Below are 11,988 nucleotides of genomic sequence, written 5' to 3'. Positions count from 1 at the left end.
ACTCCGAATGGACTTTTAAAAACTATAACCCAATTATTATGAACTTTGTTCTTTCCGAGGCGTATTCGCAGTACAAAAATGATATTTTAAACATTCTAAAGAATTTTAAAAATGATGGCGTCGTAGTTGGTCACGGCAATCGAAATGTTGTCAAATACTTTGTGGTAGATGGTTTGAAATTCAATTTTAAATCGTTCAAGCAACATAATATTATCAATCGTCACGTTTACAAATATTACCGGAAATCCAAATCCCGAAGATCTTACGAATACGCGCAAATGCTTTTGGATAAGGGATTCTTTACGCCAAAGCCTGTTGCCTTTATTGAAAATCATGATTTTATCGGCGTGACTTCTAGTTATTATGTGAGTGATCAATTGGAAGATGTTTTCACCTTGAGCGATGCCCTTCACAATCATTCATTTCCTGACAGAGAAAGGATTATTAAGGATTACACTAAGTTGATTTTCCAACTTCACGAGAATGGAATTATTTTTATTGATAATGCTGGCGGCAATTTCCTAATCAAAAAAGTTGAGGGTGAATATCGCTTCTTTTTGGTTGACCTCAACCGAATGAATTTCCACCAAGAAATCGACCTCAACAAAAGACTTCACAACTTCGAAAGATTGACCAATGAGCAAGAAATCATCAAAATAATCAGCACAGAATATGCAAGATTATCTGCACAATCTCCTGAATTTTGTTATAATAAAATCTTAGATTTTACGAAGAAAAAAGCGTTTAAACGCAAGGCAAAAAATATTCTGAAGTTTTATAAATTCTTTTTCAAAAAACGCTAAGCTTTCAAGGCTGCAATTTCATCTCTTAATTTTGCTGCTTTTATGAAGTCAAGGTTTTTGGCAGCAGATTCCATTTCTTTCTGTTTTGCGACCACAATTTTCTCGATGTCTTCGCTTGCATAGTTGGCTTTGGTTTCGGCAACTTCCTGCATCAGCACTTTCTGCGTGTATTTTTCGTCTGGGAAATCCTTGCTTCTACCAACTAGATTTTCACTGATTTTTTTGTTCAATGCCATCGGAACCTTGCCGTGCTCGGTGTTGTACTGCATTTGTTTTTCTCGACGGTAAATGGTTTCATCTATTGCGGCCTGCATCGATTTCGTCATTTTGTCGGCATACATTATTGCGCGTCCATTCAGGTTTCTTGCCGCTCTACCAACGGTTTGGATCATCGATCTTCTGGAACGCAACATTCCTTCTTTATCAGCGTCCAAAATCGCCACCAAGGAAACTTCCGGCAAATCCAATCCTTCTCTCAAAAGATTCACACCAACCAAAACATCAAACAAACCAAGACGCAAATCCTGCATAATTTGAATCCTTTCCAAAGTTTCCACATCGGAATGGATATATCTTGTCCGGATTCCAACTTTCGTGAAATACTTGGTCAGCTCTTCCGCCATTTTTTTGGTTAAAGTCGTTACCAAAACACGCTCGTCTGCTTCTTCTCTTTTATGAATTTCTTCGATGAGATCATCAATCTGATTCATCGTCGGACGAACCTCGATGATTGGATCCAAAAGTCCTGTCGGTCGGATGATCTGCTCGATATAAGTTCCGCCGGATTTCTCCAGTTCATAATCTGCAGGCGTCGCAGAAACATAGATCACTTGATTTTGCATCGTCTCGAACTCATCAAATTTCAAAGGTCGGTTGTCCATCGCTGCCGGTAAACGAAAACCGTGTTCCACCAAAACTTCCTTTCTACTTCTGTCGCCTCCGTACATTGCGTGAACCTGCGGAATCGTCACGTGACTTTCGTCAATGACCATCAAAAAATCTTTCGGAAAATAATCCAACAAACAGAAAGGTCTTGATCCTGGCAAACGCCCATCCATATATCTCGAATAATTCTCGATTCCAGAACAATAGCCCAATTCACGGATCATTTCCAAATCCAATTCTGTCCGCTCTTCCAAACGCTTTGCTTCCAATGGCTTTTCAATTTCTCGGAAGAAATCTACTTGCTTCACCATATCATCCTGAATCTGACGAATGGCCCCTTGCATCGTCTCAGGCGTGGTTACGAAAAGATTGGCTGGATAAATATTAATCGTATCAAAATTCGAAGTGACATTTCCTGAAACCGGATCAAAACTTTGGATCGTCTCAATCTGATCACCGAAAAATTGAAGCCTGATCGCTGTGTCTGCATACGCTGGATAAACATCAATTACATCGCCTTTTACACGAAAAGTTCCACGCTGAAATTCATTCAAAGCTCTGGAATATAATGCACTAACCAAAGAATTAAGCAATCTCGTTCTAGAAATCTTTTCACTCTTTGTTATTGTAATTAATGACTTTTCAAATTCCTTCGGATTTCCAACACCATAAATACAGGAAACCGAAGCTACGATCAAAACGTCACGTCTTCCGGAAAGTAAACTTGCAGAGGCAGAAAGTCTTAGTTTCTCCACTTCTTCATTGATGCTCAGATCTTTCTCAATGTAAGTATTTGTGGAAGCAATGAAAGCTTCCGGCTGATAATAGTCGTAGTAACTCACAAAATATTCCACCGCATTGTCCGGGAAAAACTCCTTGAACTCCATAAAAAGCTGAGCGGCCAAAGTCTTATTGTGTGCCAAAACCAGAGTCGGTCTCTGAACTTGATTCACAACATTGGCAACCGTAAATGTCTTTCCGGAACCTGTAACTCCCAAAAGGGTTTGATATTTTTCGCCAATATTAATACCTTCCACCAATTTCTCGATGGCTTTTGGCTGATCTCCAGTGGGTTGATATTCTGATTGAAGTTTGAATTGCATAACACAAAAATACGAAATAAAAAACGTCCCAATTTTGGAAAGTTTGACATTTTTTGGAAATTATTCATCAAAATCCAGAAGCCCTTTCAGCAGAAATTCTTTATTGATTTTATTCGAAGAATCATTCACCGCGACGGATATTGGAATCTTGTTGATGATCGTATCTTTATAAACAAAACCAGTCTTTTTTTCTTTGTTATCAATCAAAATATAATATTCTGTGTTGATGATTTTCGATTGTCCATAAAGCAAAATATTCTTGAATTTCCGTTTTTTTCCGACCTTCAATTTTTTGTATTCTTTGGAATTCTTTGCAAAATCGAAACCTCCAAAAGATTGATATTTGATTTTCAAACCATCGTTGGTAATACAAAGAAAAATGTTGTCTTCTCCACAATTTTGAACTTTGTTGAATTTTGAATATTTATTAAAAGATGTACAAGAATTAAAGCAAAGACAAATTATAATCACCAAAATAACTCCGATAGTTCTTCCCGTCATTTATTGAAACTGCATTGTGATTGGAAGTTGGAAAACGGTCGCTGTTGGGTTGCCTTCTTCGGTAGCCGGTTTCCAGATTTTACCTTTTGTTGCAGCCCTGAATGCTTTTACAGCTTCCTCATTGAATTTCTGATGAGCCCCATCTGGCTTTACCTCAACTGCTTCTCCATATTTGTTGATTGTCACATAAAGCATCGTTTTCATCGTTACTTTTTCATCTTTTCCAATGAATGAAGAATCGAAAGCGTCCGCAATTCCTTTCCTCAAATCATTCAGTCCCTCCGGAAACTCTGCATTGCTAAAATTGACTGCCGGCGGTGGCGGTGGCGGAATTGGAAGTTCGTGATCTTCAAATTGTTTTTTAGAATTATATTTTTTTGATTTTTTGACTTTGGAATTTTCATTCTTAAAATCTTTTACAACTACTACTGTATCAGTCTTTAAAGAATTGTCAATTTGAAATTCTGGATTCAGAAGATCATTTTTAGTATTTCCTGAAGCGTAAACTTTTTGAACAAAGAAAAAGCTGGAGACTGCAATTACAGAGACTGCAAAAATCTTTTTTAGGTTTTCGAGTTTTGATTTTTTGGTGGTCATCATAATAAATCGTTGTTTGGTATTGTTAAAATTGAATGGGTTGATCAATGACAGATTCTGAACTTGTAACACTTCTGCCAAAATCAATTTTTGATAATCTCTGACATTGAACTCTTTGCTTATGATCACCTCATCTGCCAAAAATTCGTGATTGTCTGTGATTGCTTTTTTATAGAGATAAATCGCAGGATTGAACCAGGAAACGGCTTTTAGAAATTCAACAAAAATCAAGTCCAGAGAATGTTTTTGAATCAAATGTGTTTTCTCGTGGAGGAAAATCCAGTTATCAATTTTTTGGTTTTCGAAGTGCGTTTTGTTGAGATAAATCTTGTTCCAAAAACTAAATGGAGGTAAATTTTTTTCTATCAATTTGATATTTTGATTTTCATAAACCAAATCAATTCCTTTTTGATTTATAATTTTAAAAATTGAAATCAAGGCTTTGATAATCAAAATAAAAGTTACCAAACTGTAAATAATTAAAATTAAATTCAGCCAATTGAATTCTGAAATTTGAGATGAATTTTGGATCAATTGCTGTGTCTGGATTTCTTCAAAAACCAATTGATTCTTCTGTTCCCGAACAGCAGGTAAACTAATCTTAACAAAAGGAATTGCATAAGAAAAGACCAACGCGACCAAAAGGTAAAACCGATTGAAGCGGAACATCTTTTCTCTTTGTAAAAACAAATAGTAAATTGCTATCAACAACGATGAACAAAGAATTACTTTGAAAATAACAGTTTCCATATCACTTTATTTCTTTATCGATAATGTCTCGAAGTTCTTTCAATTGTTTCTGGGAAAGTTTTGCGTTCGAGGTAAAAAATGATGCAAACTGGGTCACAGAATTATTAAAAAAACGGTCAATCATAGAAGTCATTTCGCCTTGGAAATAATCTTCTTTCTTCACTTTCGGGAAATACTCTCGCGAGTTTCCGTAAAGTTTGTAGCCCACCAGATCTTTGTTCTGCATTCGTTTCAACAAAGTTGCGATGGTTGTTGACGCAGGTTTCGGATCGGCGTAATCTTCCAAAATATCTTTCATAAAAACCTTTTCTTTTTTCCAGAGGATTTCCATTAAAATCATTTCGGTTTCTGTCAGTTTTTGCTCGTTCATTCTACAACATTATATTTTGTTCTACAAATGTAGAATTAAATTTTGATTGAGCAAATTTTCTACAAAAAAAAGGATTCAAATATTTGAATCCTTTAAAAAAAAAGTAGCTAGTTAAGTTAGAATTTAAAACTAAGTCGAGTAAAAATCTGCCTTCCGGAGAAACCCATTTGAACTGGATCAAAGATACCGCCAGATTCTGTATTCCCTTCAGAAACAGCACCATATTGCAATGTAGAATATCTATTGAAGACGTTTTTCCCACCAATAGTCCAAGATAGACTCTTGGTAAAATCATAACCTACAGAAAAATCCGTGGTGACTCTCGGTGTGTAAGTTTGGAAATCGTCTGGTCCATTGTAGCCAATCAAAGTCACTTTATCAAATCTCACCAATTGTAAATTCGCATTGAATTTTTGGATTTTATAATTCAAATTCAGATTGATTTTGGTCTTCGGGGCAGAAGCCAAGATAAATGCGCGTTCCCTTGCACCTAAAAAAACATCTTCTTTCCCTGCCAACTGTGCAGGCGTATGAACATCTGTAATTTCCATTTCATTATAATTTCCAGCCAATGTTGTGGACAATTTTCCCGGGCCTAAATCTGTGGTGTAATTCAAAATCACATCTATCCCTTTGGATTTTGTGTCAACAGCATTACTGAAAAACTGAGCTTGATCCACTTTTAAATCGGCAAGCGTTTGTCCAATGACATCATCACTTTGGTCAAATGTTCCCGTCAAAACAATCCTGTCTTTTACTTTGATATAGTAACCATCAACTGTTGCCGTGAATTTCCCTGTATTGAAAGTAAATCCCGCACTTCCGTTGAGAGAAGTTTCTTGTTTCAGTTTTGGAATAAAAGCTTTTTGTGCCAACTCGCTATCATTGGAAGCCAGCTGAACGGTCACCAATTCTCCACCTTGAAAATTAGTGAACTGCAAACTGTAATACTTCTGAACCAAAGATGGCGCTCTAAATCCTGTAGAAACCGATCCTCTAAAAGCAAGCTGTGGCGTAATAGCATATCTGGTGGCAAATTTTCCGTTTACCGTACTTCCAAAATCACTGTAATTTTCAAATCTTCCAGCTGCACTTACCATCCATTTTTTTGTGATGTCAAGCTCTGTATCCACATAGGCGGCAAAATTGTTTCTGCTTTTTCCAACTTCCTGAGAATATCCCGGAAATCCTTGAGATCCGCCAGGTCTTACATCGCCAGTCAATGGATTAATTACTAGTAAATCAGGATTTGTACTTGCTGTCACCACGTTTCCATTAACATCATACATCGCATAAGAACTTTCTTGCCCTCTGATGATATTAAATTTTTCATAACGGAATTCTGTTCCAAGTGCAAGATTAAAACCTTCTAGGAAATCGAATGCTTTACTCGTGCTAATTCCGGTTACGTTTTGAGAAAGTGAATGCCCGCCTGCATCAAAACTTGTTGGCGAATTCACACCCAAAGTTGCATTGATTGTATTGTCAATCTGATAAATGAATCTGTTATTACCAAAGGCATTGGAGAAATCAAAGTCCCAAGTTCCGATCTTGAACTTCAAGCCATTATCAAATGTAAAATCAGAAATCTTAGTGTTCTGAACCGGATTGAATCCATCAGGATAGATTTCAGGAATATTACCGTCTGCATCCGCCGATCTGGTCCAGGCATATGCTTTCGTATTACGATAAGAAAATCCCGGTTGAGAATAAAAAGTCAACCCGTCTGTCAAAGGCACTTCAATATTTCCAAAGAAATAGATATTGTTGGATTTTGCATCGCCAAATCTTTGTCTCGGTGCGTCGTGCTTGTCTGGATTTGCATTACGAATAGCATAATCTTTATTAACAAATTCTACCGTAAAGTTTCCAAAACCACCTTTGGTTCCGATTTTCGTTCCAAGATTTCCACTGAAATCAAAAGTATTTCCATCCAATTTTCTATCTGAAACCACATCATTATCTCCAGGACTTTTAAAAAGATTCGCACCATAGAACGCACTACCTTCGAAACCGTGATTTCTGTCATTCAGAACCACATTGATAACGCCTGCAATGGCATCAGAACCATATTGAGCTGAAGCGCCATCTCTCAGGATCTCAACTCTTTTTATAGCCGCAACAGGAATGGTGTTCAGATCCGAACCCGTATTTCCACGGCCTCTAGTTCCAAAGATATTGACTAAAGAGGATTGATGGTAGCGTTTTCCATTCAACAAAAGCAGAGTCTGATCTGGTCCCAAACCTCGCAAAGTTGCAGGATCTACAGCATCGGCACCATCGGATCCAGATTGCTTATTAGAATTAAAAGAGGGCGCTGCAAACTGCAAAAGCTGATTGACATCTACTTGACCAGTCGATTGGCTGATTTGTTTTACATCAATCATATCCACAGGAACTGCAGTGTCCGTAACTGTCCTTTTTTTATTTCGAGTTCCTATCACAGTTACTTCATCCAGAGAAGTTTCTCTAGAAAGCGTGTCAGACGTTGACTGTGCAAAATACAAAGTACTTGCCCCAAGAAAGAAAACAACACTAATTTTTTTGATTCCGATATACATAGTTCTAATTTTAGTCAAAATTATACTTTTTTTCAAACAAGCATTGAAATAAATAACAATTTATGTCAAAATAAATATTATTTTCAAATCAAACCCCATTTAACATAGGGGTCAATACAAATAATTTTAATATTTAGTAAAAATCACGAATCAAAAATATGATTTTTGGGTGGCATTATTTTTTCATAGTATTTTGAAAATAAATCTTATGTTAAAATCCACAATACCAACTCTTTTTTGCACATTCTTCCTTCTTTGTTCATGCAATTGGAAAGGGCAACCAAGCAAACCAACGGCTCAAGAAGAAAAACCAAACACAGATTATAAGCCCGCATTTGCCGGACAAACAAGGGCTACACCTGTAACAACCACAACACCTTACAACGTAGAAGTTCTGAATACTTCGCTCGGAAAACCTTGGGGGATTATTAATTTGCCTGACGGAAGATTCTTGATTACAGAAAAGTCAGGCTTTATGAATATCGTTTCTTCAGACGGAAAACAAATTTCAAAAATCGATGGCTTTCCAAAAGTAGATTCCAAAGGACAAGGCGGAATGTTAGATGTAGCTTTGGACCCAGATTTCCAAACAAACAATATGATTTTCTTCGTTTTCTCAGAACCTTTTGAAGACGGGAATTTGACTTCCGTTGCAAAAGGAAAACTTACTGCTGACCTGAAAACTATTTCTGACGTGAAAGTGATTTTCCGCGCTACACCTTCTTACGATGGCGATAAACATTTCGGAAGCCGATTGGTTTTTGATAAGGATGGAAATCTATTTGTCAGCACAGGCGAAAGATCGGACAAAGAGATGAGAGTTCACGCCATAAAACCAGATAATTATTTAGGAAAAATATTAAAAATAACAAAAGACGGAAAACCTGCCGCTGGAAATCCGTTCATCGGGAAAGCGGGTTACAAACCTGAGATTTTTGCTTATGGAATCCGCAGTCCACAAGGTTTGGCCCTGGATGAAAAAGGTCAACTGTGGGACATCGAAATGGGACCAAGAGGCGGAGACGAGATCAACCTGATCCAAGCTGGAAAAAATTATGGTTGGGGCGATGTTTCTTATGGAATTGAATACACAGGTGGAAAAATCAACAATGGAACAACTCAGAAAGCTGGAACAGAACAGCCCGTTTATTATTGGGACCCCGTGGTTTCGCCAAGCGGTGTGACTTTCTACACAGGAAATATTGACGAATGGAAAAACAACCTATTCATCGCGTGTTTAAGTGGTCAACACATCAACCGGATTGTGATCAAGGATAACAAAGTGGTTGGCGAAGAACGTTTGCTTCGTGACCAGAAAGAAAGATTCCGAGATGTCCTGAACGGAATAGACGGCAACCTCTACGGAATCACCGATAGCGGAAAACTTTATAAGGTTTCTAAAAAATAAAACTTAAAAATCCTGATTCTTTCAGGATTTTTTTATGCGGTCTGCTTTCTTAACACCTTGAAAATCTTTTAGATAAAATGGCTCAAAATAAGCAGTGTCTTCAAAATCTTTTTGATTAAATTTCTCAACAGATTTCTTAATTAAACCTTTTGCAGATGGATAAATATCGGATTTGAATTCAGCATTTGGAAGTCCTCCTCCAGCTCCTCTAGAGGAGGAGAGCAAATCTTGGAATTTTTTTGCGCCATCACCGATAAACAAAACTTTCTTGTCAGCCAGTTCTGAAAAAGAATTTTCATCAAGTATCTTGGCTTCAGTTTCTTTTATCATTTCGCCACAAGTTCCATCGAAAAATGCGGTGTAAACTTCCATTCTCCGGGCGTCAATCAATGGGATAATCAATTCAAAACCTTGATTGACAAATTCTTCCACCATAGAATCCAACGAATTAATGGCAATCAAAGGAAGCTTCAACCCATAACAAAATCCTTTTGCAGAAGCCGCGCCAATTCTAAGTCCCGTGTAAGAACCAGGACCTTTTCCTAATGAAATCGCGTCTAATTCTTTCAAAGAAATTTCTGCGCCTTCCAAAGCCCATTCTACAAAGGAATGTAAACTTTCGGACTGTTTATAATTATCGGAAACTTCCTCGCAAAGACAAAGGATTTCTTCGCCATCCGAAATGGCAACTGAACAGTTTTTGGACGAGGTTTCTATGTGGAGGATTTTCATAATTGATAGTAATTCTGAGAATTAATTTTAAATTTTCTTTCCTAATTTCTTAACCTGTTTATCAAAATCAGAAACTATTTTTTGAGTTTTGTTGAATGTATCATACTCTGTGACGGCTTTTTTATCTGCAACAACTTTTGCTACTTTTCCATTTCCTTCCAGCACTTTATATTCATTAAAGTTCAGAAATTTGTTGACGCTTTCCGCTAGAGATTCCATTGTAAATGTATTTTCTCTTTCAATCAAACCTTCGATATAATCAAAATAGCCTGTCACGGTTCTTTCAAGTTGCTGGATTTCTTTTTCTTCCAGATAATTTTTAGCAACCACGACATCAGACTTCAAAATCCTGCCGTCCGGAGAATGTTTCCAAGTCGTCAAGCCCATATTTTCCTTTTCGCTGTCTGCTTTTTTATAAATAATTTCTGCAGCGGTGCTTCCAGTAATAGCAAAATGGAATTTGTTCTGAACCGAGGCGTAAAAGTTTTTTGTCACATCAGAATTCTTATTATAATCGATGCTGCATTCTGCAAAAATGTCTGTCACTTGTTGATATATCCGCCTTTCACTTGCTCGAATCGAACGAACTCTCTGCAATAATTCTTTAAAATAATCTTTACCAAAAACAGTTTGTCCTTGCTTCAATCGTTCATCGTCCATCACAAAACCTTTGATGATAAATTCTTTCAAGGTTTTCGTTGCCCAAATCCTAAATTGCGTTGCCTTCGCAGAATTCACGCGGTAACCAACAGAAATTATGGCGTCAAGATTATAGTATTCAAGGCTTCTTGTGACATTTCTTTCTCCTTCTTTTTGAACTGTTCGGAATTCCCGAACAGTTGCCTCTTTTGTAAGTTCATTTGTGGCATAAACATTTGACAAATGCTCACTGATAGTAGACTTGGCGACGTCAAACAAAGCGGCCATCGCCTTCTGTGTGAGCCAAAGCGTTTCGTTTTGCAAAAAAACATCTACCCGAACTTCATCGTTGGGCAAACTGTAAATTAAAAATTGTTTAGCTTGGTCAAACATTTTTTGTGTTTTATAAATCTTAAAACAAAAATATAATAATATTTACGATTTCAAAGTCGCACTTTGCCGGCTCCACAGTTTCCAAATCCCTCTTTGTTTAATCCAGAATTCCAAGACGGAAAGTTTCATTTCGAAGATTTCGTTTTTGTAAAGTCCTTTTACAACGATGATTCTTCTGATGTTTGCGAATTTATTTTTAATTTTAAATTCTTTCAATTCGGTTTGATTGACGGACTGGTATTTCACTTTTCCCGATTCAAAATCTGTCTTGAAATCCTGATAATTCTGAACCCAACCGTTGGAATGTCCGAACGAAACGTCATTAGAAAATAATTCGAGAATTTTTGAATCGTTATTTTGCATCAAAGAATCAAGCTTCGAAACTTGCGTTATCAATGCTTTTCCATTTTTGGAATAAGTCTGCGAAAATCCCCAGACACAATTGAACAAAAGTAAAAATGACAGCAATTTCATCTTAAACTAAACATTTCGGTAAATCGTTCTCGGCTCAGCCTGTGCCTTCGGATAAATCGTGAATTCCGCAATCGAAACACGCTCTGGAACATTGATGCAATAAGCAATCGCATCAGCAATATCTTCCGCTTGTAAAGCTTCGTATCCAGCGTAAACAGCAAACGCCTTTTCGGAATCGCCTTTGAATCTTATTTTAGAGAAATCTGTTGCAACGGCACCAGGTTGGATATTGGTCACACGAATTCCGAATTCTGTCAGCTCAATTCTCATCCCTTCCGAAATTACATCAACCGCTTTTTTGGATGCGCAATACACAACACCATTTGCATAAGTTTGCCTTGCCGCGACCGAACTGATATTGATGATTTGTCCGTTCCCTTTTTCTTTCATTAGTTTAATGATTGGCTGAGAAACATAGAGCAAACCTTTTACATTGCCGTCCATCATTGCGTTCCAGTCGTCGATGTTTCCTTCTGCGATTGAATCTAGACCATGGGCATTTCCAGCGTTATTAATCAAAACATCGATATTTTTCCAATCTTCTGGAAGAGAATTGATGGCTTCGAAAACCTCATCAGAATTTCGGACATCAAAACTCAAAGTGTAAACCTCAGTCTCTTTTGATAATTCTGATTTCAATTCCTCGAGAACGGCTTTATTTCTTCCGCAGAGAATGATTCTGTTTTTTTGTTTTGCCAATAGGATTGCAGTTGCTTTTCCTATTCCGGAAGTAGCTCCGGTGATGAATATTGTTTTCAATTTACTTTAGATT

11 protein-coding genes are annotated in these 11,988 nt (G+C 37.2%); 2 read left to right on the top strand and 9 right to left on the bottom strand.

Features of this window, described 5'->3' with window-relative positions; translation table 11 throughout:
- Positions 1-38: 38 nt before the first annotated feature.
- Positions 39-803, top strand: a complete 765-nt coding sequence (locus IO90_RS02725) for a lipopolysaccharide kinase InaA family protein (RefSeq protein WP_034963672.1) — start codon at positions 39-41, stop codon at positions 801-803.
- Here IO90_RS02725 and uvrB read toward each other — a convergent pair.
- The 5 genes from uvrB to IO90_RS02700 form a co-directional block, all read right to left on the bottom strand.
- Positions 800-2,791, bottom strand: a complete 1,992-nt coding sequence (uvrB, locus tag IO90_RS02720; RefSeq protein ID WP_034963670.1) for an excinuclease ABC subunit UvrB — start codon at positions 2,789-2,791, stop codon at positions 800-802. The two genes, IO90_RS02725 and uvrB, sit on opposite strands and share 4 nt — an antisense overlap.
- A 60-nt stretch (positions 2,792-2,851) precedes the next feature.
- Positions 2,852-3,292 (bottom strand): hypothetical protein, encoded by a 441-nt coding sequence (locus IO90_RS02715; protein WP_034963668.1) that lies wholly within the window; start codon positions 3,290-3,292, stop codon positions 2,852-2,854.
- Positions 3,293-4,639, bottom strand: a complete 1,347-nt coding sequence (locus IO90_RS18265; protein ID WP_051878213.1) for a M56 family metallopeptidase — start codon at positions 4,637-4,639, stop codon at positions 3,293-3,295.
- A 1-nt stretch (position 4,640) separates the two neighbouring features.
- Positions 4,641-5,009 carry a BlaI/MecI/CopY family transcriptional regulator gene (locus IO90_RS02705; RefSeq protein ID WP_034963666.1) on the bottom strand — a complete coding sequence of 123 codons (369 nt, stop codon included), beginning with the start codon at positions 5,007-5,009 and terminating at the stop codon, positions 4,641-4,643.
- A gap of 116 nt (positions 5,010-5,125) precedes the next feature.
- Positions 5,126-7,570 carry a TonB-dependent receptor plug domain-containing protein gene (locus tag IO90_RS02700; protein ID WP_228374636.1) on the bottom strand — a complete coding sequence of 815 codons (2,445 nt, stop codon included), beginning with the start codon at positions 7,568-7,570 and terminating at the stop codon, positions 5,126-5,128.
- A 208-nt stretch (positions 7,571-7,778) separates the two neighbouring features.
- Here IO90_RS02700 and IO90_RS02695 point away from each other — a divergent pair, with 208 nt between their 5' ends.
- The gene (locus IO90_RS02695) at positions 7,779-8,978 is read left to right on the top strand and encodes a PQQ-dependent sugar dehydrogenase (RefSeq protein WP_076768750.1); all 1,200 of its coding nucleotides are present in this window, start codon (positions 7,779-7,781) and stop codon (positions 8,976-8,978) included.
- Between the two features lie 21 nt (positions 8,979-8,999).
- Here IO90_RS02695 and tsaB read toward each other — a convergent pair whose 3' ends face one another.
- From tsaB to IO90_RS02675, 4 genes are read right to left on the bottom strand one after another with little or no spacing between them, the layout of a single operon-like run.
- The gene (gene tsaB / locus IO90_RS02690; RefSeq protein WP_034963662.1) at positions 9,000-9,710 is read right to left on the bottom strand and encodes a tRNA (adenosine(37)-N6)-threonylcarbamoyltransferase complex dimerization subunit type 1 TsaB; all 711 of its coding nucleotides are present in this window, start codon (positions 9,708-9,710) and stop codon (positions 9,000-9,002) included.
- 27 nt (positions 9,711-9,737) lie between these two features.
- Positions 9,738-10,742 (bottom strand): virulence RhuM family protein, encoded by a 1,005-nt coding sequence (locus IO90_RS02685; protein WP_034963660.1) that lies wholly within the window; start codon positions 10,740-10,742, stop codon positions 9,738-9,740.
- Between the two features lie 42 nt (positions 10,743-10,784).
- Positions 10,785-11,216 carry a nuclear transport factor 2 family protein gene (locus IO90_RS02680; RefSeq protein WP_034963658.1) on the bottom strand — a complete coding sequence of 144 codons (432 nt, stop codon included), beginning with the start codon at positions 11,214-11,216 and terminating at the stop codon, positions 10,785-10,787.
- Between the two features lie 6 nt (positions 11,217-11,222).
- Positions 11,223-11,975 (bottom strand): SDR family NAD(P)-dependent oxidoreductase, encoded by a 753-nt coding sequence (locus IO90_RS02675; RefSeq protein ID WP_034963656.1) that lies wholly within the window; start codon positions 11,973-11,975, stop codon positions 11,223-11,225.
- Positions 11,976-11,988: the final 13 nt, after the last annotated feature.

Origin of the sequence: Chryseobacterium sp. FH1 (assembly GCF_000735135.1) — a bacterium.
GTDB lineage: Bacteria > Bacteroidota > Bacteroidia > Flavobacteriales > Weeksellaceae > Epilithonimonas.
Note: the sequence above shows the minus strand (reverse complement) of the source record. Positions and strands in the feature narration are given on the sequence as shown.